Here is a 24,114-nt window from a genome sequence, read left to right as displayed (position 1 = left end):
AAGTGCTGGAACACGAAGCCGATGTGGCGGGCGCGCAGTGCGGAGAGCCGGGAGTCGGAGAGCTTCGACACGTCGTACCCGGCGACCCGGACGGTACCCGTGGTGGGCTTGTCGAGGGTGCCCATGACGTTGAGCATCGTGGACTTGCCGGAGCCGGACGGGCCGACGACGGCGAGCAGTTCGCCCTCCTCGACAATGAGATTCACTCCGCGCAGGGCGTGGACGCCACCGGGGTAGGACTTGGTGGCGTCCCGCAGTTCGATCACCGGGGCCGGCGTCATGACTTCGCCACTCCGACCTTCATGCCCTCGCGCAGGGAGGCGCCCGCGTCGCCGCCGTCGCCGAGGAACAGGACTCCCCCGGTGACGGCGGCGGCGACGGTCACCGCGCCGAGCGCGAGGAAGGCGGTGCGGTGCTTCACTGCCTGCCTTCCAGACCGTCGAGCAGCTTCGACTTGCACGCCTCGCGGGCCTGCTTGTACGCCGGCGACTTCGGGTCGATGGACGGGGACGCCGGGTTCGGGTCGCCGCCCGGCTGGGCGTTGCCGCTGCTCATGGTCGGGTTCGTGAACTTGGAGACGCCGTTGTCCCGCATGCACTTGGCGTGCGCGAGCATCGACTCGTAGTCCTTCTGCTGGTCGCGCTTGGGCTCGGCCAGCATGGCGGCCTGCAACGCGGGAATGCAGAGACTGTCCTTGCCATCCTTGGTGCCTATGTTGCGGCCGAGCCGGGAGGCGAGCTCGTCGATCTTCGTCGTGTCGAGATACCCGCTGAGCGTGGGGTCGGGGAAGTCCTTGTAGCCGGCCTTGGTACGCATGCACTGGACGTACTTCATCTGGGCGTCGTAGAAGGCGCTCTTCCCCGCGGGCTGGGTGCTCGGCTTGCTCTCGCCCTTCGCGGCGCCCGCGGCCGGCGAGTCCGGCACGTCGGCGATCGCGTCGTCCTTCTTCGCACCGCCGGCGCTGTCGTCACCGCCCCCGCAGGCGACGGAGAAGGCGAGTACGGGCACGGCCACGAGGGTGGCCATGCGCAGCCGGGCGGGGGTTCGGGGGTTCGTTTTGAGGAAGCTCACGCGCTTCACGTTCGCCGCCGCAGATGATGGCCCGTCCATGGCCACATGATGGGAACGTAACAATGCCCCCGACCTGCGCGTCTACCATCCGAGCGGGGTAGGCGGGAACGGTCCCGGCGTGCTCATAATCGGTCCCATGCCGCATGTACTGCTCATCGAGGACGACGCGTCCGTACGGGACGGAATGGAGCTCGTGCTGCGCCGTCACGGATACGGCGTGGACACCGCCGCCACCGGCGAGCAGGCGCTTGCCCTGCTGGCCGGGGAGCGGGGCGCGCGGGTCGAACTGGCCGTACTGGACCTGATGCTGCCCGGCATGGACGGCTTCGAGGTGTGCCGCCGCATCCGCGCCCGCTCGGCGACCCTGCCGGTGATCATGCTGACCGCGCGCGGCGACGACTCGGACATCGTGACCGGCCTGGAGGCGGGCGCCGACGACTACGTCGTCAAGCCGGTCACCGCGCCCGTCCTGGAGGCCCGCATCCGGGCCGCCCTGCGCCGTGCGGAACCGTCCGCACGACAGCGTTCGGACGCCGATCTCGCCGGGCTGGTGATCGACCGCGCCGGGCTGACCGTCACCAAGAACGGCACACCGGTCGCGCTGCCGCCCACCGAACTGCGGCTGCTGCTGGAACTGTCGGCCTCCCCCGGCCGGGTCTTCAGCCGCGAGCAGCTCCTCGAATCCGTCTGGGACCACACCTACCTGGGCGACTCCCGGCTGGTGGACGCGGCGGTCGGACGGCTGCGGGCCAGGCTCGAGGACGTACCGGCCAAGCCGCGGTACGTGCAGACGGTGCGGGGCTTCGGCTACCGCTTCGGGCCGCTGTGAAGCGTACGGACAAGGGCGAGCGCGGGGTCGCCTCGAAGCGGCGCTCTTGGCGGCTCGTCGGCGGGCTGCGCGTCCGGCTCGTCGTCACCTTCGTCGTCGTCGCCCTGATCAGCGCGGTGACCGCGACCGCCCTCGCCTACCGGGACGCCCGTACCGCCGTCCTCCAGCGCACCCAGAACGCGGCCGTGAACGACTTCCGGGAGCGGGTCAGCGCGGTGGCCGCCGACTTCGACGTACCGCCCGACCAGCAGTCGCTGTCCCGGTTCGCGGCGAAGGTGTCGGACGGCATCGGCGGGAAGATCGTGGTCGCCCGCTACCAGGACCTCACCGCGGTCTCCGACTCGTACGCCGAGACGCAGGACCGGATCACCGTCGAGCTGCGCACCGCCGTCATGACCGGCGACAATGCCGCGTTCCAGCGGGTGCAGTGGCGGGGTGAGCCCTACCTGGTCGTCGGCACGCCTGTCACGTTCGCCGACGGGGACCGCCGCACCTCCGGCCTGGAGGTCTTCACGATCACCGATCTGCGGGCCGAGCGCGATGACACCGCCGCCCTGCTGGACTCCGTACGCACGGGCATCGTCCCGGTGGTGCTGCTGGCCGCCGTCCTGGCACTGCTGGCCGCGGGGACGGTCCTTCGTCCGGTACGGAAGCTGGGCCGGGCCACCCGCGAGCTCGCGGCCGGAGACCTCGGCAGCCGGGTCGCCGTCACCGGGCACGACGAACTCGCCGACCTGGCAACGACGTTCAACGAGACCGCCGACGCGCTCCAGGCTTCCGACACGGAACTGCGCGAGCAGGAGGCGAAGGCACGCCGTTTCGTGGCGGACGTGTCGCACGAACTGCGCACGCCCCTCGCGGCGATGACGATGGTGGCGACCGTCCTGGAGGAGGACGCCGACCAGCTGCCGCCGGACGCGGCGCGGGCGGCCCGTACCGTCGGCGCGGAAACGGCACGGCTGTCCCGGCTGGTCGAGGACCTGATGGAGATCTCCCGCTTCGACGCCAAGGCCGTACGGCTGAACGCGGCCGAGACGGACCTCGCCGACACCGTACGGGCGTCGCTGGCACTGCGCGGCTGGACCGACCGGGTGCAGGCACACCTCCACGAGGGCGTACGGGCGGTGGTCGACCGGCGCCGCATCGACGTGATCGTCGCGAACCTGGTCGGCAACGCGCTGCGGCACGGAGCCCCGCCGGTCACCGTGACCCTCAAGACGGCCCGCGAGGCCGACGGGGAGTGGGTGACGCTGGAGGTCGCCGACCACGGTCCCGGGCTGCCGCCGGAGGCTCGGGAACGGGTCTTCGACCGGTTCTACAAGGCGGACGCGGCCCGCACCCGTGGCACGGCCGACGACAGCGGACAGGGTAGCGGCCTCGGCACGGCGATCGCACTGGAGAACGCACGGCTGCACGGCGGCACGATCGACGTGGCCGACGCGTCCGATGGACCACAGCGCGGCGCGGTGTTCACGCTGCGGCTGCCCCTGCGACGCACAGGAGAGGGCACGGAATGAACGTCCGACAGGGAGTCGTGATCGCCGCGCTGGCGATCGCTCTCGTGGGCTGCGGCGTCCAGCCGACCGGAGTGATAGGCGCGGGCGAGCCCGCGTCCGGACTGACGCGCGGCATGCGGCTCTACTACGCGTCCGACAACGGACTACGCGGAGTACCCCTGCCCGACAAGGAGGTCAAGGACCTCAACGCGGTGATGAAGCTGCTCACCACGGGGCCTTCGCCCGCCGAGCAGCGCAACGGGCTCACCTCTCTCGTTGAGCAGCTCCTCGCCTACTCGGTGACCGGAACGGGCACCCGCGTCACGGTGCACCTCGACGGCCCTTATGCGGAGTCGGGACGCGACCAGGGCACCGGCCAGCTGGTGTGCACGCTGGCGCGCGCCCAGTCCGTACTCGACCCGAAGGTCAGGACCGACGACGTCGAAGTCACCCTGCGGCCGTCCGAAGGCGCCGCGCTGGGCCCCTACCGGTGTGCGGAGTTCCTCAACAGGTGAGGCGGGCGAGTGAGTTCGCGGCGGCGTTCCGGGTGGGCGGCCGCGCCGCCGTCCCGCTGGAAGACCTGGGGGCAGCCCGCGTACGCGAGGTCGACAAGGGACCTGCCGGGCAATGGTGGATCATGCAGGACCCGGAAGGAAACGAGTTCCGCGTGGCATGAGCCGGGCCGCGGTCTGCTGCGGGGAGAGCGGCCATGCCCCCGCTCGGGCCGTCTGCCAAGCCCCAGGCGGTTGTGGGCCCGACGCTCGTCCTCGATCTTGAAGGCCCCGGGCGTCAGTCCGCACCCTGGCACGGGTGAAGCAGCACAGGGGTCGCGGCGGCGGCGATCGGGCTCGAAGCCTCGTCTCCTTCATGTCAGGAGACGGGACACCCCGGGCCCACGCCACCGCACTGGCGTCGCACAGCCGCCGCGACCTCGTCCTGCCCGCGCCGCGTGACACCCCTCATCCGGGTACACGGCGCGAGCAGGGTTCAGTGGGAGGCTCAGTCCTCGCGCAGGGCGCGGACGGCCTCCTCCACGCGCTTGCCGTAGTCGGCGTCGGCGGCGTGGAAGTGGGCGAGGTTCTTCTCGATCACGTCGTCGCGGGTCACCTGGGACAGCCCCCCGGCGATGTTGGCGACCAGGCGGCCCTTCTCGTCCTTTGACATCAGCCGGTACAGCTCGCCCGCCTGGAAGAAGTCGTCGTCCTTGGTGTGGGCGGGCGCCTCGTGGGAGCCGGTCCAGCCGTGGATCGCGAGCGGGGCGGAGAGCGCCGCGCCGGTCTGGGCGGGGCCCGCGTACGAGTTGGGCTCGTAGTTCTTGTCGTGGCGCGCACCGTTGCGCGTGGCGTGCAGTCCGTCCCGGCCGTAGTTGTCGACGACGGCGGTGCGCGGCGCGTTCACCGGGAGCTGGGTGTGGTTGACGCCCAGCCGGTAGCGGTGCGCGTCCGCGTAGGCGAAAAGCCGGCCCTGGAGCATCTTGTCCGGGGACGGACCGATGCCGGGCACGAAGTTGTTCGGGGAGAACGCGGCCTGCTCGACCTCGGCGAACACATTGTCCGGGTTGCGGTCGAGGACCAGCCGGCCCACCCGCTGCAGCGGGTAGTCGCTGTGCGGCCACACCTTGGTCAGGTCGAACGGGTTGAAGCGGTAGTCCGTGGCCTCGGCGGCCGGCATGACCTGCACGTACAGCGTCCAGGACGGGTTCACTCCGCGCTCGATGGCCTGCAGCAGGTCCGTCTGGTGCGAGTTGCCGTCCTTGCCCGCGAGTTCGGCTGCCTGCTCGCTGGAGAGGGAGCGCACACCCTGGTTCGTCTTGAAGTGGTACTTGACGAAGAAGGCCTCGCCCTCGGCGTTCGTCCACTGGTACGTGTGCGAGCCGTAGCCGTTCATGTGGCGGTACGAGGCGGGGATGCCGCGGTCACCCATCAGCCAGGTGACCTGGTGCGTCGCCTCGGGCGCGTGGGCCCAGAAGTCCCAGACGTTTTCAGGCTCCTGACGGCCCGTGAACGGATCGCGCTTCTGCGAGTGGATGAAGTCGGGGAACTTGATCGGGTCCTTGATGAAGAACACCGGGGTGTTGTTGCCGACCAGGTCGTAATTGCCTTCGTCCGTATAGAACTTGAGGGCGAAGCCGCGCGGGTCGCGTACGGCGTCCGCGCCGCCCAGCGAGTCGGCCACGGTGGAGAAGCGGATGAACGTCTCGGTGCGCTTGCCGACCGCGGAGAGAAAGTCGGCGCGGGTGAAGGCGGTGACGTCGTCGGTCGCTTCGAAGTAGCCGTACGCGCCGGAGCCGCGGGCGTGGACCACGCGCTCCGGTATGCGCTCCCGGTTGAAGCGGGCCAGCTTCTCCAGCAGGTGCTGGTCCTGGAGGAGGATCGGGCCACCGACGCCGGCGGTGGCGGAGTTCTGGTTGTCGGCGACCGGGGCGCCTGACTCGGTCGTAAGCACACGCTGCGTCATGGTGTCGGGGCGACCTTCCGTACGGGAGCTGCTGAACTGCGACGGCTTGAGGCTCCAGGAGCGTAGATACGCCCCGAACCAGACGTCAACAGTTTGTTGAAGTTTGGAGTCTGGTGTTCCGGACGGCGCCGACGCCTGGGCGCGACAGGACAGGTGTCAGCGCCGACGCCATCCGGAAGTCTCTGAGCGGCCGATCCGGGATGCTGATCCGGATGGCCGATCCGGGCCGGACCGGTCAGGCCCCGACGGGCTGCCCCGACAGGCGCTCGACCGAGCGCAGCAGTGCCGAGTGGTCCAGGCCGCCGTCGCCCTGTGCGCGCAACGAGGCGACCAGTTGCGCGACCACGGCGCCGACGGGCAGGGCGGCACCGACATTGCGGGCGGCGTCGGTGACGATGCCCATGTCCTTGTGGTGCAGGTCGATCCGGAAGCCCGGCGCGAAGTCCCGCTTCAGGAAGTTGTCCTTCTTGCGGGTCAGGACGGTCGAGCCGGCCAGCCCGCCGTTCAGCACGTCGAGCGCGGCGCAGAGATCGACCCCGGACTTCTCCAGGAAGACGACCGCTTCGGCGCACGCCTGGATGTTGACCGCGACGATCAGCTGGTTGGCGGCCTTCACCGTCTGGCCGGAGCCGTGCGGACCGCACAGCACAATGGTCCTGCCGAGCGTCCGGAGGATCGGCTGCGCCGCGTCGAAGTCGGGCTGCTCGCCGCCGACCATGATCGACAGCACGGCCTCGATCGCACCGGCCTCGCCGCCGGACACCGGGGCGTCCAGCACCCGGATGCCTTTGTCCTTCGCGTTCTTCGCGAGGTCCACGGAGGTCTGCGGGGTGATCGATGACATGTCGATCAGCAGCGCGCCGCGCTTCGCGTTCTCCAGAATGCCGTCGGGGCCGTACGCGATGGCCTCGACCTGCGGGGAGGCGGGCACCATCGTGATGACGACATCGGCGTCCCGGACCGCCTCGGCGATCGAGCTCGCGCCCGTGCCGCCGGCCGCGACCAGCCGGTCGATCTTCTCCTGCTCCAGGGTGTGACCGGTGACGTCGTACCCGGCCTTGATCAGGTTCTCGGACATGGGGGAGCCCATGATGCCGAGTCCGATCCATGCAACCTTGGGGAGGCTGTTGCTCATGAGGGTGCCTTCCGATAAGCGTGTGTACGAGGGGGAGTTCGCCGCCCTCAGCGGGCGGCCCGCGCGGTGGCCGGGAGCCACTCGAAGGCTTCGGCGCTCGGCCGGTCGCCGGGCTTGTACTCCAGCCCGACCCAGCCGTCGTAACCGGCCTTCGTCAGCTCGTCGAGGAGCTGCTCCAGCGGGAGCGAGCCGGTGCCTGGCGCGCCGCGCCCCGGGTTGTCGGCGATCTGGACGTGGCCGGTCTTGCCGGCGCACGCAGTGACGACCTGGCCGAGGTCCTCGCCGTTCATCGAGAGGTGGTACAGGTCCAGCAGGAACTTCGCGTTCCCGAGCCCCGTCGCCGCGTTGACCTTGTCGACGATCTCGATCCCGGCCGGCGCGCTCACCAGGGGGTAGCGCGGCGATTCCGGCTTGTTCAGGGTCTCGATCAGCAGGACCGCCCCGATCCGGTCGGCCGCACGGGCGGCGACGACCAGGTTCTCCAGGGCGAGCTCGTCCTGCACGGCCGGGTCCACACCGTCGACGCGGTTGCCGTAGAGCGCGTTGAGCGCCTTGCAGCCGACCGAGGCGGCGAAGCCGGCCGCCACCTCGATATTGGCGCGGAAGCGGTCCGACTCCGAGCCGGGCACGGAGAGCGCGCCGCGGTCGGGGCCGGGCAGCTGTCCGGCGTAGAAGTTCAGCCCCACCAACTGGGTGCCTGCTTCGTCGAGCGCCTTCTTGAGGGCGTCGAGCTCGGCCTGCGGCGGAGTGGGGGTCTCGATCCATGGCCACCACAGCTCGACCGCGGTGAAGCCGGCCGCGGCGGCGGCCGCGGGACGCTCCAGGAGCGGGAGTTCCGTGAAGAGGATCGAAAGGTTCACATCGAAGCGCTGGTCCGGGTAGCCCATGAGGGTTTCGGCGCTCCTTCCGTATTGCGGAAGTTAGTTTCTACGTAACGGAAGATTGCCTGGAGCTGGGAGAGCTGTCAAGGGGGTGCCCGGAATTCGGCCGGGTGCCTTCGTGTGGGTTGTGCAAGGTGCAACCGGAATTGCGCCGCTTGCTGAGAGGGCGCGGGGCGGGTCAGGGTGGCTGGTGCATCCGATGCAGCCGACCCCCCCACACGAGGTGCCTCGCATGAACCACGCCACCAGCCGGCGCACAGTCCTCGGAGCCCTGTTCGCCGGTGCCGCCCTGACCGTGGCCCCCGCGCCGCCCGGCTCTCCCCGGCCTGCCCCTGACCCCGCACCCACGGTCGGTTCGCGCCCGCGCACCACCCGGCAGCTGCTGCTCGGTACGTACACCTCGGCCGAGGGCGGCGGTGAGGGAATCGGCACGGCCTCGTACGACGCCATCACCGGGGCGATCTCCGCCGGCCCCGCGATCACCGGCGTCGACAACCCCTCGTACCTGGCCATGCACCCCTCGGGCGCCACCGTCTACGCGGTCGACGAGCAGGACCGGGGGCGGGTGACGGCCGTCGCCCTGTCACCGGACGGCGGCCACCGGGTGCTGGGAACCCGCAGCACGGGCGGGGCGGGGTCCACCCATCTCTCCGTCCATCCCACGGGAAGGTGGCTGCTCACCGCGAACTACACCTCCGGCAGCGTCGTGGTGCACCCCATCCGGGGCGACGGCTCGCTGGAGGAGCGCACGGACCTGGTCGCCCACACCGCGCCGCCCCCCGGCCCCGGCCAGGACGGGCCGCACGCCCACCAGATCGTCACCACCCCGGACGGCGACCACATCCTCGCCGTGGACCTGGGCAACGACTCCGTGTACACGTACCGGCTCGACGAGAACCGCGGCACGCTCGACCAGGTCTCCTATGCGGCCCTGCGCCCCGGGGCCGGACCGCGGCACATCACATTTCACCCGGGTGGCCGCTTTGCCTACCTGGCCTGCGAGGTCGACAACACCGCAGTCGTCTGCGGCTACGACCCGGCCACCGGCACCCTGTCCCCGGGCGCCCCGCAGTCCACCGGGACCGGCGCCGGCACCAGCTATCCCGCGCAGTTCCTGGTCACCGGCGACGGCCGGTTCGCCTACCTCGCCAACCGGGGCCACAACAGCCTGACGCGATACGCCGTCGAGGACGACGGTGCCGTGCTGCGGCTGCTCGACACGGTGCCCGTCGGCGGCGACTTCCCCCGGCAGATCGCCTTCTCGCCGGACGGGAAACTGCTCTTCGCGGCGAACCAGAGGTCGAGCACGGTGACAGTGTTCCGGGTCGACGCCCGCAGCGGCGGCCTGACCCGCACCGGTGACGCCTTCCCCGCCCCGGTGGCCGTCTGCGTGCTTCCGTACCGGAGTACGAGCCCGGCCGGCGATTGAGGGCGAAAACGTCACCGGACGACCCCGGCACCCGTCCGTTAGGGTCGGGGCCCGAGCCGCGGGTTCACGAAGACGTGGCGAACGCATGAGGGAGGCACAGTGCGCTTGAGAGTGGAGTTCACCACCGAGCCGTTCGATCTCGACGAGGCGCCCGCCCACGCGGTCGTGGCCCGCGAGGTCATCCAGACGGCCGACCTGGACGCCGTGGACGTCGGCCCCTTCGGCAACACGGCGGAGGGCGGCGCGGACCAGGTGCTCACCGCGGTGGACTCCTTGCTGCGCAGAGCTCTGGCATCGGGTGCCACCCGGGTGTCGCTCCAGGTCAACGTCATCGGGGAGGGCTCGAAGTGACCGAACCGGCGGACCACCCCCTTGTCACCGCGGTCAAGCCGCTCGTCGACGCCATGGGCGCCGAACTGCTCGGGCCCGGGCAGGCGCAGGCCGACGACGTCGTGCTGGCCTGGGAGGGCGAGGACGTCATAGCCGTCCGGCTGCCCCAGCTCTCGGAATCACTCGACCACATCCTGGCCGCCATGGAGCGCCGGCACGGCATGCCGCTCGCCGGGCTCGACCGCAAGGCCAAGCAGTCGGTGGTGCGAACCCTGGAGGCGCGCGGTGCCTTCTCCGTACGGCACGGCGTGGAGACGGTGGCGGGTGCGCTGGGGGTCAGCCGCTTCACCGTCTACAACTACCTCAACAGGGAAAAGAGCCCCTGATGTGGAAGGTATATCCACACAGGTGAAAGGCTCGCATCCCGTAAAACCGCAGATCACCCCACATCTGACCCCTTCAGGGTTCGGATGTGGGGTGATCTCATTGGATGTGGACGCGTGGACGCGTTGTGGACTTTGAGGGGACTCCGCTACGAGACGTCTCTCAATCCACCCTGATCCAGGGCGGCACGCACCGCGTCGACCGACCCCGCGCTGGCGTGCGTGTACAACCACGTGATCTTCGCGCCGCGCTCGTGACCCAAGATCTTCTGGGCGTCAGCCTCCGGCACACCCGCCGCATGCAGGCGCGATGCGAAAGCGTGACGGATGTCGTGCATGTGTGGCCACCGCTCGATGCGACCCGTCACTGGGTTCTCCACCTGTCGGGCAACGCCCGCGGCCTCGCTCGCAGACGTCCACAGTCGCCAGAAGTTGCTTCTGCCTAGCACCCCTTTACGCCGCCCGCGGAACACTAACTCTTTGGCGTGCATTCCGCTGGACGGGGCCGTGCGGGACGGGTCGGCGGGATGCTTCTCCAGGTGTCCCTTCAGGGCGTGAGCCGCACGGGCCGACATCGGAACCGTCCGGCTGCCGGCTTCCGACTTCGGGTATGCCTTCCGCTTCGGCTTGCCGTGGACCTGGATGATCGTCTCGCGGATCTGAATGCTGCCTGCCTCGAAGTCCACGAAGCACCGGCGCAGACCGACGAGTTCACCCCACCGGAGCCCCGTCTCCTCAGCGAAGACCAGCATCGCGTGGAAGTGGTCCGGCATGTGAGTCCGGATCTGCGCGAGCTGATCGTAGGTTGGCGGCATCAGGTCATCTGGGTGCTTCGCCTGGGCCCTGGGGAGCTTGACGCCATCACAAGGGTTATGGCTGATGCGACGGTCCCGCACCGCGGCCGTCAGTAGACGGTCAAGTATCTGGAACGCCTTCGCGATCGTCGCCACGCCCACCACAGCCACGCGGCCGGCGAGCCACTCCTCAACGTCCAGATTCCCGATGGACGTGAGCCGCCATGATCCGAAGTGCGGCTTCACGTGATTGCTCCACACGCTTGCAGCTGTCTCGCGTGTGTTGTCGCCGATGCGCTGGGAGGCCTGCCACTTGGCATACCACTCTTCGACGGTGAGCTGTCCGCGGTCGAGGTCGACGAAGCTTCCGCTGCGGACCTGGTCTCTCGTCTTGTCGAGGAACGCCTCGGCCTTCTTCTTGGCGCCCTGCCCGGTGAAGGTCTTCGCGCGCTGCTTGCCGGACGGGTCTCGATAGCGGGCCTGCCACGAGCCCGTGCAGTCTTTCCGGGTGGGCTTGTCGCCGGGCCTGAACTTTTCCGTGCAGGCCTTGCAGCCGCATGACTTGAGGCGAATCTGCCTGGGGTTGTTTCGAGCCCTAGCGGGCATTGCTGACCTCCTCGCGGCCGGTGACGGTTCGCTGTCGGAAGACGCAGGCCTCCGCGCCGGGAACCGCGACGTATTCTCCGCACCAGCATGTCGCGCCGACGCCCGCCTGGGGGGCGCCAAGCCAGATGAGGAGCGACCGGATTTGCCTGAGTGCCTGGGCGTAGTCCAGGCCCGGTCCTATGACCACGGCCACACGGTCGCGGTCCCACCGAGGCGCGGTCGGGTCCACATCCTCCACAAGCACGGTCGCACACACAAAAAAACCTCCATCGAGACAAGGCGAAGCCCGGCCGCAGGTGGAGGTTACGGCGGAAACACTGACAGTACCCGTCAACTGCTGTGCGTGAAGGGACTTTCGCAGATGGTTGTACTCGGCGGTGAAGGCCTTTACTGGGCTGCCCGCTGACGTTCACTCATGGCTCGCATAGTCGCCTCGATCACTCCGCGGTCCGCGCTGTCGAGGGAGCGGAACAGGTGGAGGAAACGGCGCTCGTCTTCGTCGTCCATGGGGGCCGGCACATGCCGACCGGCAGCCTCGAAGACCTGGGCGACGGGAAGGCCTGCACCGTCGGCGAGCTGGCGGAGCTTGTCGGGGCTCGGCCCGCGGCTGCCGGTTGCCCGGTCGCCGCTCTTCCAGGAGTGGAGCGTGGATGTGGACAGGCCGGAGCGGCGCGCGAGGGTGGACAGGGTCCAGTCCTTCTCTGTCATGACGCGCTCGATGAGTTCCGCAAGGTCATCCACATGTAGAAGCATCGGGCATCATCCACATTCACTACAAGCCGTGTCGCGGCACTTGACCAGCAATGATTTCCACATGCGGACGCTTGGCATATGCGGAATCTCGGACATAGTTGACGCTACGCTCTCCATATCCATTGACATCCATCCACATTCGGCGTTGAATGTGGAAGAGAAGCCGGTGACCGCCTTCCACGCACTGTCACCTTGCAACAACTATCGGCCACGAAGGGGCACCCATATGCATCGCTTGGACAACGGCCAACGCATCCGAGATGCGATACAGGCGGCCGGTCTGTCCATCGAGCGCCTCGCCGAGAAGACCAAAGAGGTCGACCCTGCTGGCTACGGCATCAGTCAGTCGGCGATCGGTCACATGGTCTCCACTGGGACGAGCGGGCGGGCGAGCTTCACTCGCCGCTCGTGCGACCTGGCGGCGAAGGCGCTGGGCAAACCCGTCGAGGAACTGTTCACGAACACCCCTGCCTGACTCTCTCGTGCCGACAGTTTCCACATTCGCTGTAAAACGATCCACATCGACTGAAAGGAGGGGCTGTGGACCAGTCCGGTATCCCCACACCGCTGATGACCAAGGCAGACCTCAAGGACTGGCTGCAGGTCAGCGACTTCTGGGTCCGCGACCGGATGGACACCGACCCGGATTTCGTCCGGCTGTGCGTGATCGACCTTGCGCAGTCCGGAAGTTCGCGTCGCACGATCCGCTTCAACGTCCGGGCCGTCGAGGAGTACCTCGGCATCAGCCCCGCGTCGGTGCCCGTCCCTGCCGTCGCCTGACCTGCACATGAAAGCGGGGCCGCCCAGACCATGCCCGGTCCGGGGACCCCTCGGCATCCCACACACCCTTTGAAGGAGTGGAACACCATGAGTACACAGATTACTGCCCTGACCGAGCCCGACTTGGGCGTGGTCCCGCGCATTTCCTTTATGACGGCGTTGTCGCTGGCCGAGACGATCATCAGCGAGTCGACTGTCATCCCTTCCAGCTTCGTCATCGAGGTGTTGGAGCACGCGCCGACCGAGCCGGTCATCCGGTTCTACTTCCACCGCGACCCGGCCGCTGTACGCGAGTTCGCGGACGAGCGGTGGATGGGTGTGACGACCGAGGTTCGCGGCGACGGTTCGGTGTTCACCGAGGCTCGTGGCACGGACCGCCGCGGGGTGTTGGTGACGGCGTGGTCACTGATGCCTGCCGAGGCGATCGCGGCTGTCGCTAAGCAGGTGGCGGCATGAGCGCCCCGATGACGCCGGAGCAGCGCAAGGCGATCGCCCACCAGCTCGGCGCTGCGAAGCCCGCGACGGACGCACTCCTCGGATCGCTTGCCGAGTCGGTCGCAAACGTCCGCACCCACGATCACCCGAAGTGGGAAGACCTGTTCTGCATGAACCTCTCGTCCTACATGGGCGAGCGGATGGCCCCGGTGCTGCGGCGTCTGGTGGACGCCGAGGCCGAAACCGTACAGCTGCGGGCCCGGGTCGCCGAGCTGGAGGCCGCTGAGGCTGCGGTGCGTGGTCAGCACTACGAGGTCGACGCAAGCCCGGACGGGGACGGTTATTGCATTCAGTGCGGGTCCAACTACCCGTGCGCCACTCTCGTGGCGCTGATTGCGGAGGCGCCGGCCCGCCCGGCCGAGGACCCGCACGACTCGCCCCTGACCTCGACGTCGGTGTCTCCGTGGCAGCGCGCCGTCGACGGACTGAATGCCCTGGTGGACGCGGACGTGATCTTTCACGTCGAACCGGACGGCCACATCAGCGCCCCGTTCAGTGACAAGCACATCGAGTGGGACCTGAAGGCCCGCCGCTGGGTGCTCACCCACGACGACGAGGACGAGGGGATGGCCCCGCATCCGGCTCCGTGTCGGGTGCCTGCCTCCTCTGACTGCACCTGCCCGGTGGAGGACCCGAACGCGGCGCCGCTGGTTGGTCGTGCGCTCCTCGACGCGAAGACGGTGGCGGACGCCGAGGCCACCCACTGGAAGCGGCTCGGGATGGCGCCGGTGGAGGACCCGTGCCGTCCGTGTGGCTGCCCCAAGCGGTTCGACCGGCACGCGGACGGCTGCCCCACGCTCGCCGAGGACCCGCACGACTCGCCGGTTCTCTGCCGGAACGTGAGCCCGTACGGGCGCCGATGTGCGCTGGATGCGGGTCATGACGGCGACCACGCGATGAGCGACTGGGCGGGCGGGCACTTCGGTTGGCCCGCCGAGGACGAGCGTGAGTCCGGCTCGTGCGACGCGTGCGGCGATGCTCCGTCGGCCTGGTGCCCGGACTGCGGCGCCTGCCGGAAGGGCTGCCACAACGGGCACGACGGATCGTGCACCCACCCGAACGCCCCGTGGGGCGCGGTGGACGAGGGGATGGTCTCGCATCCGGCCCCGTGTCGGGTGCCTGCCGCCCCGGACTGCACCTGTCACCGCGTGGACCCGAACGGCTGCGGTGTCTGCGGGATCACGCAGCGGTCGCACGCTCAGCGGTGGAAGCCGCCGGTGGGTTGGCACACGTGGCAGGCCCCGACGGACGCGCAGATCAAGGCCCGGATGCTGGCCCGCCATTCGGCCCGACTGGCGGGCGGTGCCTCGTGATTGGGCTGCTCGCTCTCTCTGCCGCTCTCGTCCTGGCCCTTGGAGGCTCCAATGTCCGTTGACCGTACGCCCGTCACTGGGCGGTTCTACCCCGAGTCCGGGCCGGGTTTCGTCACCTTGGACGTCTCCTCTCTCGTCGACAACAACGTTCACGACCTGCTGGAACTCCTCAGCTCGGATGAGTTCTTCGCCGATTTCGCCAATATGGCCTGCCCCGAACCGGTCGGCAAGCACGACGGCCACGGCCCGGATCGGCTGGAGTTCGAGGAGCTGAAGGACCGGCTCGTCGAGCGGATCGCTACCCGTGTCGCGATGACGGGCCGGCAGGCGCGGCGGGTGGGTGCCCGGGTGTACCGGCTGGGTGTGCAGCTGTCGGCCGAGGCCGACGCGCCCGTGGTGGTTGCGCCGGCTCCCATGCCGTTGCAGCAGGACCGGACGGCGTCATGAGTGCCCGCCGCACGACGGCCGCCGTCTTCTCCGAGTTTCTCTCTGACCTGCCGGACGCCCCTGCTGAGACCCGCGCCCTTGTGGCCCCGCAGCTTCTCCGCGCCCTTGGGCTCACGAAGGAGGAGCGGGACTACCAGGACACGGTGGCCGCCGGATACGTCGAGACACCAGCCGAGTTCACCGCCCGGATCGGCAGTACCCGATGAGCGCCGCTGACCGTCTCGCGATCCTGCGCCGCGCGGTCCGGGACTACGAGGGCGAGTGGACCACGCGCATGGTGCAGCAGCTGTACCGGGCCCGTGGGTACGCCGCCCCGCTGCGGAAGACCGCCCGCGACGGCCTGTCGCTCCTCGCCCGTCAGGGCCTGCTCGTCCTCGACGACACCGACCCCGGCCGCCGGGTGTTCCGCCTCAACCACGCCCACGGAGGCGCCCGATGAAGTGCAACGAGCAGCTGTACAACGACGGTGAGGAGTACTCCTCCCGTGACTGCCAGCTCCAGCTGGGGCACGCGGGAGACCACGAGTACTTCGGGAAGAGGTTCCCCCGCCCCGTGCCGGCCGAGCCCGATCCCGACGTCGCTGACCTGATCGAGCGGGCCGCCGACAAGCGTGGCGCATGGGGGCTGGACGAGGTGGAGTGGCCGATCGTCGTCGAGGTCACGAGCGTCTACGTCATCAAGGCACCGGGCGCTACCGAGGACGAAGCCCTCAGCTACTGGGACGGCGGCGACTACCCCGACCTCGACGGGGAGCAGGCGATTGACGGCAGCTTTGAGATCCGCCGCATCGACCGGTGGCAGCGCCACAGCCTGACGGACGCCCCGATCGGCCCGTCGATCGCGTGCCCCGACTGCGGCAAGTTGGCCATGAACCGCCAGTGGTTCCACGACCCGTTCCGCAAGTGCCACGGCCCGATCGAGTGGCGCGAGAACACCAACGCGAGGGCGCTCCAGTGGCGCTACCGCCGCGAGTTCAAGGCCACCCCGGCGAGCGCGGCATGAGCGACCACCCGAGCACGTTCGGCGGGACGCGGATCCGCCCTGACCACAGCGGCATCGACCGCTCCCAGCGAGAGGTGCAGGACCGGGCCAGCTTCGACCAGGCCCCCGCCGCCGGAGCGTCCTGCCTTCTCATCCTCGCCCTCCCCCTCCTCGGGGTGGCCATCGTTGCCGCCCTCCTCAGCACCACCGGAGTGATCGCGTGACCAACCCCAAGCACGCGCAGGACACCCCGCGGGGCCGGTACTACACCGACCCCGCGGGGGGCCCCGCCCTCGTCTCCGTCACCAACGTCCTCGACACCGCCATCCAGAAACACGCCCTTATCCCGTGGGCCGTCAAGCTCACCGTCGAGCACGTCCTCGACAACCTGTACGACGTCAACACCCGAGTCGACGACGACCGACCCGCCCTCACCCGCGAGATCAAGGCCATCCACCGCGAGGTGAAAGAGACCGCCGGGAACCTCGGCGACCGTATCCACGCGGCAGCCGAGCAGCACGTGCTCGGCGCCCCGGTCGCGGACGACGCCGAGGTCGCCCCGTACCTGGCCCAGCTCATTCGCTGGCTGACCATGTGGGGCGTCGACCTTGCCGAGCATGTCGTCGCCACCGAGATCACGGTCATGCACCGCCGCCTCGGCTACGCCGGGACCGCCGATCTCCTGATCTGGCTGCCCACCGGGCCGGACGGGGCGCTGGAGCTGTGGCTCATCGACTACAAGACGTCGGCCACCCGCTCCGCCAAGTCGGTCTACCCGGAGAACACCCTCCAGCTCGCCGCCCTGCGGTACGCCGAGATCGTCCTCCTCCCCGACGACACCGACGCCCCGATGCCGCAGGTGCAGCGGACCGGTGTCCTCAACCTCCGCGCCCGCAGCCACGCCCTCGTCGAGATGCCCGCCGGCCGCGACGCCCACCGCGCGTTCCGAGGCCTCCTCGAAGGCACCCGCTGGCTGCATGCCGCGCCCTCCACCTATCCCGCCCTGCTCGCGCCCGGCCAGACCGAGGCCCCGCGCAGGCGCACGACCCGAAAGGCGGCCTGATCATGGGTAGCCGCATCCTCACCTTGCAGCGTCAGGCCCGCGAACTCGGCCGCCTGCGCACCGGATACACCGATGGAAAGCGCCCCGTCCGCTCGAAGACGTGGATCGTAACCAGCCACGCCGAGCACTACGTGACCGCAGCCGCCGAGGCGTGGGGCGGAACCGTCGAGAAGTGGCAGCCGCTCGGCAACGGGGCGCCTCAGTTCCGGGTCATCACCGAGGCCGAGACCATCGACGCCCTGATGCCGCCCGGCGACCCGCTGTCGCAGTACAACGAGCTGTGGTCCGGCGGCGGTTGCCAGCGCCGATGCGACGGCGAGCGCGAGCGTCTGTCCAACCAGTCGTGCATCTGCCTGCGGCAGTTCGGCGAGGACTGGCACCAGCAGCCCAAGGGCCGCGTCTGCTCGGCCACGTCCCGCCTCAACGTGATCCTCCCGGACATGCCCGACGTCGGCGTCTGGCGAGCCGAGACCCACAGCTTCTACGCCGCGAACGAGTGGGGCGGCACTGTCGACATGGTGCTGTCCGGCACGAACGGGCAGGGCATGGTCCCCGTCGCGCTCCGCATCGAGCCTCGGCAGCGGGTCGCCGACGGCAAGACGAAGAAGTTCCCAGTCGTCGTCGTCGAGATCCGCGGCATCACTACCCGCCAGGCCCTCACCGGACCGCTCCCGACCGCGCTGGCCCTGGACCCTTCCGGCAGCCGGGCGGTGGCTGCGATTGAGGCACCGCGCCCGGACTACCTCGCCCTCGCCGAGGGTGCGCTCACCTCCGACGACGTCCGCGACATCTGGATGCAGGCGCAGGACGCCGGGCACGTCCACTTCAAGGGCACCGACGACCTGTCGAAGAAGCTCATGGCGATCGCGGCCCGGAAGGACGAGGAGGCCAAGGCCGCCTCTGTGCCGAGCTCGACGGGGCCGGACGAGGACGGCGCCTACGACGCCGAAGTCCTCGACGACACCGAGCAGTCGACCGGATGGCCGGCCGTCGCGCAGTCCGGATCGGGGGCCCGCGCATGAGTTGGCACCTCGGCCGCATGGCTGGCTTCGACATCGAAAGTTCGGGCCTGGACGTCGAGGCTGATCGCATCGTCACCGCCTGCGTCGTCGGATGCGGTGGCGGCCAGCCGGTCACCCCCAAGACCTGGCTCGCCGACCCCGGCATCGACATCCCCGACGAAGCCGCAGCAGTCCACGGCATCACCACCGAGAAGGCCCGCGCAGAAGGGCGCCCGGCCGCCGAAGTGGTCGAGGACATCGTGCACGCCCTCACCGAGGCCGTCACCGAAGGGCTACCCATCGTCGCGATGAACGCGCCGTTCGACCTCACCATCCTCGACCGCGAAGCCCGCCGGTATGGCGTCACGCCCCTCACCGACATCGTTGGTGACGAGCTCCGCGTCATCGACCCCCGTGTGATGGACAAGGCCGTCGACCCGTACCGGCGTGGCCGCCGACGCCTCACCGACCTGTGCGCGCACTACGGGCTCCGCCTCGACGACGCTCACACCGCCGACGCGGACGCGCTCGCGGCCTGCCGCGTCGCATGGTGCCTGGCCGAGAAGTGGCCCCAGCTGCGGGGCACCGCCCTCGACGAACTGCACGTGGTTCAGCAGCAGTGGGCCCAGCAGCAGGCCGCCTCGTACGCGTCCTACCTCGCCCGCACCCCGGGCCGCGAGCACGAGGCGGCCTCGGTTCAGACGGATTGGCCCTTCATCCCGTTCCAGCGGGGGGCGGTATGAACCCGTTGAGTGTTGTGCGTCGTCTCGTCGCGCCTGTCGGCCGGCACCGCGCCATGCCTGAGTCACCGGCCGTCACGCGTGTCGCGTCGTGTCCGTGCCGTGGCTGGGATCGGCTCACCACCCACACCGTCGACGGCGGGGTGATGACCTGCCAGGTGTGTGGCCGACGCACTGCCGCCAACGCCCAGTTCGGGCAGGCCGAGTTGGTGCCCGGTACCAGGTGGCTGGTCTGCGAGGCCACTATCTGCGGCCGCATGACCACTCGCCACACACCGACTCCCGTCCCTGCCTGTTGCGACCAGGCAGGGGCGGGCCCCACCCCGCGCACATGGACCTGCACCTGGTGCGGCAACACGAAGGGGGAACAGTGACCACCGCCCTCCGCACACTGCCCGAGCACGGCACCCTCACCCGCGCCAAGCACCACAACTGCCCCTGCACAGCCTGCACCCAGCGGTTTCGGGACTACACCAACACCCGCACCCGCCTCATCGCATACGGCCGGTGGCAGCCCTACATCGACGCCGAGCCTGTCCGTGCTCACGTCCGCATGCTCTCCGGATACGGCATCGGAATCCAGCGCACCCGGACCCTCGCAGGTCTGGCCAACGGCACCATGTGCCGCCTTCTGTATGGCAGTGGTGGGCGTGGCCCGTCGAAGCGGGTCCGCGCCGTCACCGCCGACAAGATCCTTGCAGTGAAGCCGGTCCTCGAATCGGTGGCACCGACCGCGCTTGTCGACGGGTGCGGCACACAACGCCGCCTCCGCGCCCTGGTCGCCGTCGGCTGGCCACAGAACGCGATCGCACGGCGCGCGGGCATCGACCGGAACACCATCAACGACCAGGTCAACCAGCCGTTGACTACCACGTACGCGGCCACCGCCCTCACCATCCGCAGCCTTTACGAGGAACTGTGGGACCAGGATCCGGCCGCCACGGGCATCGAGGCTCGGTGGATTGCTGAGGCGCAAGCCATGGCTGCCTGCCGCGGCTGGGCACCGCCTGCCGCATGGGACGACGACTCCATCGACAGCCCCGCCGCCACCCCGGACCTTGGGGAAAGCGTCGACCGGTACACGGCGATCGCTGAGGACGCCCTGTGGCTGATGAGCACGCAGGAGTACAGCCGCGAGCAGGCCGCGCACCGTCTCGGCATCACCAAGCGCCATCTTGAGCGGGCCTTGGCACACGACCGAGCCAAGGGGGCGGCGTGAGCTACGCACCCGACACCCTTGCCCGGCCGGCGGACTGGCGTGCCAAGGCTGCCTGCCGCAGATACCCGGACGTGTTCCTGCCGCCCCACACCGAGGGCGACGCGAGCCCAGAAATGGCCCGGCGAATCTGCGCAACCTGCCCGGTCCGACCCGAGTGCCTGGCCGCGGCGATGAAGGAGGAAGGCCGCGGCGACCACCAGTCGCGTGGCGGTGTCCGTGGAGGTCTCACCCCGGCTGAACGTGCCAGCCTCGCCCGCCGGATCCGCGACGTCCCGCCCGAGGACGCGACGCCGGTCATCGCGGCGGTACAGGCCCCGCAGGAGCGCACTCCGGCCAGTGTCTGGGCCGACCACACCACGCCGCTGACCGAAGGCCACACCGCGTGGACCGGATCCGGCTCCGTCGCAATCTGCGGCACGTCGTACACCCCCATGCGGCTCGCCTGGTGGCTCACGTACGGCGAACTCCCGGAGGGGCACCTGACCGCGGACTGCGGCCATAAGGGCTGCGTCACCCCTGCCCACCTCGTCGACCGCGGCGGCACGTACAAGACCGCCCTCGCCCGAGCCGCCGCCTCCCAGAACGGACAGCGCTGATGACCCCTGTAATGCCCAAGACCCGGCGGGCCAGTCGGTACGTCACCACCACCGTTGAGGTGGAGGTCGACATCGCTGAGTACCTGGAGGAGTCCGAGGACGACGAGCTGTCGGAACTCGGCCTCCACCGCGCCAACACCTGCGCTGGTGACCCGGACGGCGGAGCGGACGAGCTGTACCGAGCGCTGAACGCTCTGCACCAGCAGGCGCACGCCGACCAGCCGTTGTTCGTCGACACCTGCCTTCGCGAGCCCTGCCGGTCGCTGTCCCTTCAGAAGTTCCCGAACCTCCGCTGACCTTCCCGGCCCGGGGCCGCCGCGCCCCGGGCCACCACCCGCACCACCACGACCGTACGGAAGAAGGACCGCGTGACCATCGACGCCATGCACTGGGTGTGGAACCACTCCCGCGCCAAGGGGAACGTCCGCATGGTGCTGCTCGCCGTCGCTGACAAGGCACCGGGACTAGACGCGCGGGCCCGCATGGGCACCACTGAGTTCCGCTCCCGGCTCGGCGGGGTCAGCAAGTCCGTGGTCGTGAACGCAGTCGACAAGGCCATCGAGTCCGGCGAACTGGTCATCGATGAGCCTGCGGTCGGGAGCCGGGCGGCGACGTACCAACTGCCTCACGCGGTCGGCTACGTACGCCCGACGTTGAACGCTAGGGGTCCTGAATCAGGACCGGTAAGTGACGGCTACCGGTCCGGAATCGAGACCCCTAAATCAGATCAAGGGTCCGGAATCAGGACCGGTAGCGAAACGGCTAGGGGTCCTGATTCAGGACCGGGGGGGTCCGGAATCGAGACCCCTTGGGGTCCTGAATCAGGACCCCTCAACCAGACCACTCCTACCAGGAGTGCTAGCAAGCAAGAGCGCGAGCCCGAACCAGTCGACCTCGGCCCCCAGATCCCCACCAACGCCCGGCCCCTGGTCGACGCCCTCACCGCGGCCGGAGTCATCGTCCGCTGGAACCTCAGCACCAGCGAGTGGTTCATCGTCGAAGCGCTCGTGAAGCGCACCGGTGTCGCCGCCCTCGCCGCCTACGCCCAGAAGCAGGCCGCGGCCAAGGACATCAGCTACGCAAAGTACTTCCTGCCCGGCTGGCGTGAACTCCCGCCGCTCCCGGAGCCCGGTACCGCCCGCCCGCCCCTTCGTGCGGTGCCCGGCGGTTGGCAGCCCTACACCAACCCTGTCGACCCGTCCGTGTACGAGAACGGATTCTGACCATGCCCGAACCCACCAACATCGGCACCATCGGCCCGTCCGCGTTCGCCCGCATCATGGGCGGCATCCGCGAGAAGCAGCGCCAGGGCGTTACCGCCGGCCCGGTTGACGACGTCCCCACCCCCGACGAGCCCGGCCACCCCGAGTACCACCGCCGGAACCGTGCCGAATGGAACCTCGGCCGGTGGGAGACCGCGACCCCGCCCCGGTACCGCCGCGCGGACGCCACCCACCCCGTCGTCCAGCAGTGGGCCGTCGCCGTCGCCGCGGACCCCACCGAGGCCGGATCGCTGCTGCTGACCGGCACCACCGGCACCGGCAAAACCCACCAGGCGTACGGCGCCCTCCGCCGCATCGCCGCGGCCGGCAGCACCCACCCGTACGAGATCCGGGCCCTCACCGCCGCCGACATGTACGGCCTGCTCCGACCGAACGGCTCCCCGCGCGGCACCGAGGCCGAACTCGCGCGCCTCACCCGCGTGCCGCTCCTTGTCCTCGACGACCTCGGCTCCGCCAAGGCGAGCGAATGGGTCGAGGAGATCACCTATCGGCTCATCAACGAGCGCTACAACGCCTGCAAACCGACCCTCTACACCTCGAACTTGCCCGCCGACTCCCGCGACCGTGAGACCGGCGTCCGCCACGGACCCGACCTCATCACCATCCTCGGCGACCGCATCGTCTCCCGACTGTCCGAGGACACCACCGTCGTTGCCATGGCCGGCCCCGACCGGCGGAGGGCCGCATGACGCACCGGTGCCCGCCGAACTGCCACCGCTGCCCCGACCTCGACGACGACGTCATGCCCCGCTGCATGGGCACCGCCGCCAACCAAGGCACATCCGCCACCGCACGGCTCCTCACCTGGTGCACCTGCGCCGCGAACCGGGCCCTCCCCGCCGAGGACAGCACCAACGCCCGCATAGCCGCACTCGAAGCCCGCATCGCCGAACTGGAGGCCCGCACGTGATCCCAATCCCGTCGGCCGCGGTTGTCGTGATGCTCGCCGGGGCCGACGACTACCGCACCACCACCCCGCCCGAGCAGCAGACCTTCGCCGGGATGCTCGACCGAATCGAGGAGTTCCTCCTCAGCTTCGGCTACACCATCCGCCCCGACCTCGACGAGGCCGCGTGACTGCCCTGTCGTGCTGTGTCTGCGGGCGCCCACTTCGCTCCCAGGCATCCCGGGCCCTCGGGGTCGGCCCCATCTGCCACAGGCGCACACGCGGCCACACAGGGCCCCGCATCCCCACCCCACCACCAGCCGACCACGTACCCGGCCAAGACGAACTGCCTCTGGTCCACCACCAACCCACCCTCTGGAGCCTCTGATGAAACGGCGGTTCCCTCCCAGCCCACCAGCACTCGACCCCCACCCCCACGACGTCCTCAAAGCCGCCATGCGGGACCAGGGCGGTACCTGGACCACCGACCGCGCCGCCGCCGTCTTCGCCACCGCTGGCCTTGACGTCGACCGGGCCAGCGTGTGGGGCCACCTCCGTGAACTCCTCCTCGCCCCAGCCCAGCCCGAGCCCGGGTGGGAACAACACGCCCTCTTCACCTGACCGCCCATGCAGCACGAACTCACCTGGAGCACCTGATGACCGACCACCTGCCCCACGGCCCGTACATCACCACCGTCATCGACGCACTTACCGCCGCCGGCCTGGAGCCCTCCAGCTGGTGGACCTCCGACGCCGAGATCGACCCCTACGCCACCGGCGACGACGCGGGCTGCACCACGATGCTGAACGCCGTCATCGGCTGGGACGACACCGCGGTTGACGAGGACGACGAGGACGGTGAGGAGGGCCTGTTCCTCTTCTGGGACCACCCCGCCGAGCAGTGGCAGTACGCCCGGCCCCGTGCTGAGGGCGGCAACACCGAGCCCGAGTTCCTGCCGAAGCTCGGTCGGTACTCAGACCCGGGCGCCGTCGTCGGCACCGTCCGCGCGCTCCTCGCCAACGAACCGCTGCCCGAGGGCTACGCCCCGTACTGGCACCCGGCCGACGCCGTGCGCACCGCCGTTGAGGCATGGGCCGCCGAAACCCCGTGACGCACAGATGGACGGCCCCGCTCCGGGGCCGTCC

36 protein-coding genes and 1 pseudogene are annotated in these 24,114 nt (G+C 69.7%); 29 read left to right on the top strand and 8 right to left on the bottom strand.

The window, feature by feature from the left end; genetic code table 11:
* The 3 genes from ACZ7IB_RS22450 to ACZ7IB_RS22440 form a co-directional block, all read right to left on the bottom strand.
* Nucleotides 1-281: ATP-binding cassette domain-containing protein (locus tag ACZ7IB_RS22450; protein WP_470914979.1), on the bottom strand; the 281-nt coding region annotated here is incomplete at its 3' end.
* The gene (locus ACZ7IB_RS22445; protein WP_470914978.1) at nt 278-421 is read right to left on the bottom strand and encodes a hypothetical protein; all 144 of its coding nucleotides are present in this window, start codon (nt 419-421) and stop codon (nt 278-280) included. The genes ACZ7IB_RS22445 and ACZ7IB_RS22450, both read right to left, overlap by 4 nt.
* Entirely contained in the window at nt 418-1,110 is a 693-nt protein-coding gene (locus tag ACZ7IB_RS22440; protein WP_470914977.1) for a hypothetical protein, read from the bottom strand. Before ACZ7IB_RS22440 ends, ACZ7IB_RS22445 begins: the two co-directional genes overlap by 4 nt.
* Before the next feature lie 97 nt (nt 1,111-1,207).
* Here ACZ7IB_RS22440 and ACZ7IB_RS22435 point away from each other — a divergent pair, with 97 nt between their 5' ends.
* From ACZ7IB_RS22435 to ACZ7IB_RS22420, 4 genes and pseudogenes are all read left to right on the top strand, one after another.
* Nucleotides 1,208-1,900, top strand: a complete 693-nt coding sequence (locus ACZ7IB_RS22435; protein ID WP_413752434.1) for a response regulator — start codon at nt 1,208-1,210, stop codon at nt 1,898-1,900.
* A complete protein-coding gene (locus ACZ7IB_RS22430) occupies nt 1,897-3,417 on the top strand; it encodes an ATP-binding protein (RefSeq protein WP_470914974.1) in 1,521 nt (506 codons plus the stop codon). Before ACZ7IB_RS22435 ends, ACZ7IB_RS22430 begins: the two co-directional genes overlap by 4 nt.
* Complete coding sequence (locus ACZ7IB_RS22425; protein WP_470914971.1) at nt 3,414-3,911, top strand: GerMN domain-containing protein; 498 nt, start codon at nt 3,414-3,416, stop codon at nt 3,909-3,911. Before ACZ7IB_RS22430 ends, ACZ7IB_RS22425 begins: the two co-directional genes overlap by 4 nt.
* A gap of 47 nt (nt 3,912-3,958) precedes the next feature.
* Nucleotides 3,959-4,072, top strand: a pseudogene (locus ACZ7IB_RS22420) (VOC family protein); the annotation flags it as partial.
* Nucleotides 4,073-4,395: 323 nt separating this feature from the next.
* Here the strand turns inward: ACZ7IB_RS22420 and ACZ7IB_RS22415 are convergent.
* The 3 genes from ACZ7IB_RS22415 to ACZ7IB_RS22405 all read right to left on the bottom strand — a co-directional run bounded on the left by ACZ7IB_RS22415 (nt 4,396) and on the right by ACZ7IB_RS22405 (nt 7,875).
* Nucleotides 4,396-5,853, bottom strand: coding sequence for a catalase (locus tag ACZ7IB_RS22415; protein WP_470914969.1), 1,458 nt, complete (start codon nt 5,851-5,853; stop codon nt 4,396-4,398).
* 235 nt (nt 5,854-6,088) lie between these two features.
* Nucleotides 6,089-6,988 (bottom strand): 2-hydroxy-3-oxopropionate reductase, encoded by a 900-nt coding sequence (locus tag ACZ7IB_RS22410; RefSeq protein WP_470914968.1) that lies wholly within the window; start codon nt 6,986-6,988, stop codon nt 6,089-6,091.
* 47 nt (nt 6,989-7,035) lie between these two features.
* On the bottom strand, nt 7,036-7,875 hold the full coding sequence (locus tag ACZ7IB_RS22405; protein WP_470914965.1) for a TIM barrel protein: 840 nt from the start codon (nt 7,873-7,875) through the stop codon (nt 7,036-7,038).
* Nucleotides 7,876-8,101: 226 nt separating this feature from the next.
* Between ACZ7IB_RS22405 and ACZ7IB_RS22400 the strand changes: the two genes are divergently transcribed.
* The 3 genes from ACZ7IB_RS22400 (at nt 8,102) to ACZ7IB_RS22390 (ending at nt 10,014) form a co-directional block, all read left to right on the top strand.
* Nucleotides 8,102-9,298, top strand: a complete 1,197-nt coding sequence (locus ACZ7IB_RS22400; RefSeq protein ID WP_470914963.1) for a lactonase family protein — start codon at nt 8,102-8,104, stop codon at nt 9,296-9,298.
* Between the two features lie 99 nt (nt 9,299-9,397).
* Entirely contained in the window at nt 9,398-9,649 is a 252-nt protein-coding gene (locus ACZ7IB_RS22395; protein WP_114247464.1) for a YkoF family thiamine-binding protein, read from the top strand.
* Nucleotides 9,646-10,014, top strand: a complete 369-nt coding sequence (locus tag ACZ7IB_RS22390; RefSeq protein ID WP_470914961.1) for a helix-turn-helix domain-containing protein — start codon at nt 9,646-9,648, stop codon at nt 10,012-10,014. Before ACZ7IB_RS22395 ends, ACZ7IB_RS22390 begins: the two co-directional genes overlap by 4 nt.
* A 146-nt stretch (nt 10,015-10,160) precedes the next feature.
* Here the strand turns inward: ACZ7IB_RS22390 and ACZ7IB_RS22385 are convergent, their stop codons facing one another.
* Nucleotides 10,161-11,531, bottom strand: coding sequence for a tyrosine-type recombinase/integrase (locus ACZ7IB_RS22385; protein WP_470914958.1), 1,371 nt, complete (start codon nt 11,529-11,531; stop codon nt 10,161-10,163).
* 267 nt (nt 11,532-11,798) lie between these two features.
* Entirely contained in the window at nt 11,799-12,152 is a 354-nt protein-coding gene (locus tag ACZ7IB_RS22380; RefSeq protein ID WP_470914954.1) for a helix-turn-helix domain-containing protein, read from the bottom strand.
* A 238-nt stretch (nt 12,153-12,390) separates the two neighbouring features.
* Here ACZ7IB_RS22380 and ACZ7IB_RS22375 point away from each other — a divergent pair, with 238 nt between their 5' ends.
* The 22 genes from ACZ7IB_RS22375 (at nt 12,391) to ACZ7IB_RS22270 (ending at nt 24,080) form a co-directional block, all read left to right on the top strand.
* Nucleotides 12,391-12,639: a helix-turn-helix domain-containing protein gene (locus ACZ7IB_RS22375; RefSeq protein ID WP_470914952.1), complete on the top strand. Its 249-nt coding sequence runs from the start codon at nt 12,391-12,393 to the stop codon at nt 12,637-12,639.
* A gap of 65 nt (nt 12,640-12,704) precedes the next feature.
* Nucleotides 12,705-12,944, top strand: coding sequence for a hypothetical protein (locus tag ACZ7IB_RS22370; RefSeq protein ID WP_470914947.1), 240 nt, complete (start codon nt 12,705-12,707; stop codon nt 12,942-12,944).
* Between the two features lie 87 nt (nt 12,945-13,031).
* Entirely contained in the window at nt 13,032-13,400 is a 369-nt protein-coding gene (locus tag ACZ7IB_RS22365; protein ID WP_470914945.1) for a hypothetical protein, read from the top strand.
* Nucleotides 13,397-14,752 carry a hypothetical protein gene (locus ACZ7IB_RS22360; protein WP_470914943.1) on the top strand — a complete coding sequence of 452 codons (1,356 nt, stop codon included), beginning with the start codon at nt 13,397-13,399 and terminating at the stop codon, nt 14,750-14,752. The genes ACZ7IB_RS22365 and ACZ7IB_RS22360 overlap by 4 nt, the downstream gene beginning before the upstream one ends.
* A 51-nt stretch (nt 14,753-14,803) precedes the next feature.
* Nucleotides 14,804-15,199 carry a hypothetical protein gene (locus tag ACZ7IB_RS22355; protein WP_470914941.1) on the top strand — a complete coding sequence of 132 codons (396 nt, stop codon included), beginning with the start codon at nt 14,804-14,806 and terminating at the stop codon, nt 15,197-15,199.
* A complete protein-coding gene (locus ACZ7IB_RS22350) occupies nt 15,196-15,405 on the top strand; it encodes a hypothetical protein (RefSeq protein ID WP_470914940.1) in 210 nt (69 codons plus the stop codon). The genes ACZ7IB_RS22355 and ACZ7IB_RS22350 overlap by 4 nt, the downstream gene beginning before the upstream one ends.
* Nucleotides 15,402-15,638 (top strand): hypothetical protein, encoded by a 237-nt coding sequence (locus ACZ7IB_RS22345; RefSeq protein WP_470914938.1) that lies wholly within the window; start codon nt 15,402-15,404, stop codon nt 15,636-15,638. The genes ACZ7IB_RS22350 and ACZ7IB_RS22345 overlap by 4 nt, the downstream gene beginning before the upstream one ends.
* A complete protein-coding gene (locus ACZ7IB_RS22340) occupies nt 15,635-16,201 on the top strand; it encodes a hypothetical protein (protein ID WP_470914935.1) in 567 nt (188 codons plus the stop codon). The genes ACZ7IB_RS22345 and ACZ7IB_RS22340 overlap by 4 nt, the downstream gene beginning before the upstream one ends.
* Nucleotides 16,198-16,404, top strand: a complete 207-nt coding sequence (locus ACZ7IB_RS22335) for a hypothetical protein (protein WP_470914932.1) — start codon at nt 16,198-16,200, stop codon at nt 16,402-16,404. The genes ACZ7IB_RS22340 and ACZ7IB_RS22335 overlap by 4 nt, the downstream gene beginning before the upstream one ends.
* On the top strand, nt 16,401-17,243 hold the full coding sequence (locus ACZ7IB_RS22330; RefSeq protein ID WP_470914930.1) for a hypothetical protein: 843 nt from the start codon (nt 16,401-16,403) through the stop codon (nt 17,241-17,243). The genes ACZ7IB_RS22335 and ACZ7IB_RS22330 overlap by 4 nt, the downstream gene beginning before the upstream one ends.
* Before the next feature lie 2 nt (nt 17,244-17,245).
* The gene (locus ACZ7IB_RS22325; RefSeq protein ID WP_470914928.1) at nt 17,246-18,265 is read left to right on the top strand and encodes a recombination directionality factor; all 1,020 of its coding nucleotides are present in this window, start codon (nt 17,246-17,248) and stop codon (nt 18,263-18,265) included.
* A complete protein-coding gene (locus ACZ7IB_RS22320) occupies nt 18,262-18,987 on the top strand; it encodes an exonuclease domain-containing protein (RefSeq protein WP_470914926.1) in 726 nt (241 codons plus the stop codon). Before ACZ7IB_RS22325 ends, ACZ7IB_RS22320 begins: the two co-directional genes overlap by 4 nt.
* A gap of 367 nt (nt 18,988-19,354) precedes the next feature.
* The gene (locus ACZ7IB_RS22315; RefSeq protein ID WP_470914924.1) at nt 19,355-20,203 is read left to right on the top strand and encodes a hypothetical protein; all 849 of its coding nucleotides are present in this window, start codon (nt 19,355-19,357) and stop codon (nt 20,201-20,203) included.
* A complete protein-coding gene (locus ACZ7IB_RS22310) occupies nt 20,200-20,799 on the top strand; it encodes a WhiB family transcriptional regulator (protein WP_470914921.1) in 600 nt (199 codons plus the stop codon). Before ACZ7IB_RS22315 ends, ACZ7IB_RS22310 begins: the two co-directional genes overlap by 4 nt.
* Nucleotides 20,799-21,095 carry a hypothetical protein gene (locus ACZ7IB_RS22305; protein WP_470914919.1) on the top strand — a complete coding sequence of 99 codons (297 nt, stop codon included), beginning with the start codon at nt 20,799-20,801 and terminating at the stop codon, nt 21,093-21,095. The genes ACZ7IB_RS22310 and ACZ7IB_RS22305 overlap by 1 nt, the downstream gene beginning before the upstream one ends.
* A 72-nt stretch (nt 21,096-21,167) precedes the next feature.
* A complete protein-coding gene (locus tag ACZ7IB_RS22300) occupies nt 21,168-22,022 on the top strand; it encodes a hypothetical protein (protein WP_470914917.1) in 855 nt (284 codons plus the stop codon).
* A gap of 2 nt (nt 22,023-22,024) precedes the next feature.
* Nucleotides 22,025-22,771: an ATP-binding protein gene (locus ACZ7IB_RS22295; RefSeq protein ID WP_470914914.1), complete on the top strand. Its 747-nt coding sequence runs from the start codon at nt 22,025-22,027 to the stop codon at nt 22,769-22,771.
* Entirely contained in the window at nt 22,768-22,992 is a 225-nt protein-coding gene (locus ACZ7IB_RS22290) for a hypothetical protein (RefSeq protein ID WP_470914912.1), read from the top strand. Before ACZ7IB_RS22295 ends, ACZ7IB_RS22290 begins: the two co-directional genes overlap by 4 nt.
* A complete protein-coding gene (locus ACZ7IB_RS22285) occupies nt 22,989-23,159 on the top strand; it encodes a hypothetical protein (RefSeq protein WP_470914909.1) in 171 nt (56 codons plus the stop codon). The genes ACZ7IB_RS22290 and ACZ7IB_RS22285 overlap by 4 nt, the downstream gene beginning before the upstream one ends.
* Nucleotides 23,156-23,356, top strand: a complete 201-nt coding sequence (locus ACZ7IB_RS22280) for a DUF6011 domain-containing protein (RefSeq protein ID WP_470914908.1) — start codon at nt 23,156-23,158, stop codon at nt 23,354-23,356. Before ACZ7IB_RS22285 ends, ACZ7IB_RS22280 begins: the two co-directional genes overlap by 4 nt.
* A complete protein-coding gene (locus ACZ7IB_RS22275) occupies nt 23,356-23,589 on the top strand; it encodes a hypothetical protein (RefSeq protein WP_470914907.1) in 234 nt (77 codons plus the stop codon). Before ACZ7IB_RS22280 ends, ACZ7IB_RS22275 begins: the two co-directional genes overlap by 1 nt.
* Nucleotides 23,590-23,624: 35 nt before the next feature.
* Nucleotides 23,625-24,080 (top strand): hypothetical protein, encoded by a 456-nt coding sequence (locus ACZ7IB_RS22270; protein ID WP_470914906.1) that lies wholly within the window; start codon nt 23,625-23,627, stop codon nt 24,078-24,080.
* Nucleotides 24,081-24,114 lie beyond the last annotated feature (34 nt).

The sequence above is a fragment of the Streptomyces sp. NPDC037301 genome, assembly GCF_055602785.1.
The sequence above is the reverse complement of the archived record's forward strand: the minus strand, read 5'-3'. Positions and strand labels throughout refer to the sequence as shown.